Raw genomic sequence first — 1,162 nt, 5'->3', positions numbered from 1 at the left:
GTATACCACCGCGGTGCGCACGGCGGCGCGGCGCCAGACACCAAGAATGGCCCAGGCGGGGTCGACGCTCGCCATCAACGTCAGCAGRGCCAGCCCGCTCAGCACGGTGTTGCGAAGGACACGCTTCTGCACTTGGTAATGAGTCATGTTGGTACTCCAGTTCCGGTCCGAATCACTGCTTGGCTCTCGTGTAACGGAGTTCCATCATCTTGTACATCGTGGTGCCATTGCCTTGGCCCCAGAGTTCGGACATGTGGTCACCGTTCTCCGCGATCGAGAGCCGGAGTTCGAGCGGCGTGGGCTTGCCGGTCACTGGATTGGCGACGACCGCCTTCATCGTTGCGGATCTGGTCGCTCCGTTGAAACCGCCGCGGTACAGCGTCATCGCCGTACTCCCGCCGTCCATCCAGGCAATTTGATACACCTTTCCGACGTTGTCGTAGGCGGTGTAGCCAATACCGTCGAAGGGTTCGCCCATCACGTTGGCCGACAACATCGACTGGATGTAGCGGTGGCCGAGGACCCAGACATTGACGCACGAGCCATTCGACTCGATCGGCGCCTGATTCGGAGCCAGCCAGGTCCGGATCTTGACGTCGAACGTGCCGATCATGGGCTCGAGCCTTGCCTGGCCCGGGCCCGGCGTGATGGCGCTCTCCAGGGCCTTGGCCAACGCCGCATCGTTCGCCTTCATTCGCGTAGCGGTGTTGCCGGCGCTCTGGGCAAGTACGGGACCTGCGAGGCAAAGAGTTGCCGCCAGCAGGCCAGTCAATCGATAGAGCTTCATTTGCATTCCTTCCACTTGGGTGTTTGACTTTTCTTCATGAGCCGTGACATTCGGGTTGCTGGGTTGTGTCACGAAGGCTGGCTCATGCGAATGCGCGGCCAAGCGCCTCGAGCAGGTCTTCATTGCTGAACGGCTTGTGGAGCACCGCGACGGGGGCAAGTTGGGCGAGTTGGCCTTCCAGCCCTTCGCGCTCGGACGCGGTCATGAAGACAGTGGGGCGGTCCCGGCCCGACGTGACCAGAGCCCGCTTGAACTCGATGCCTCCAACGCCCGGCATGTCGACGTCCAGCAACAGGCACGCTCCACCCTCGATCGCGCCTGACGCCAGCACTGCCTCCACGCTGGCGAAAGACGCCACTTCGAAGCCGGCGCGTT

2 protein-coding genes are annotated in these 1,162 nt (G+C 62.4%); both read right to left on the bottom strand.

The window, feature by feature from the left end:
- Window positions 1–172: 172 nt before the first annotated feature.
- Entirely contained in the window at window positions 173–859 is a 687-nt protein-coding gene (locus AC1DYD_RS41400; protein WP_478178497.1) for a DUF1579 family protein, read from the bottom strand.
- Window positions 860–869: 10 nt separating this feature from the next.
- Window positions 870–1,162 (bottom strand): response regulator (locus tag AC1DYD_RS41395; protein ID WP_478178496.1); only part of this gene is annotated, 293 nt, incomplete at its 5' end.

Source organism: Variovorax sp. P4_B11 (genome assembly GCF_056402355.1).
Note: the sequence above shows the minus strand (reverse complement) of the source record. Positions and strands in the feature narration are given on the sequence as shown.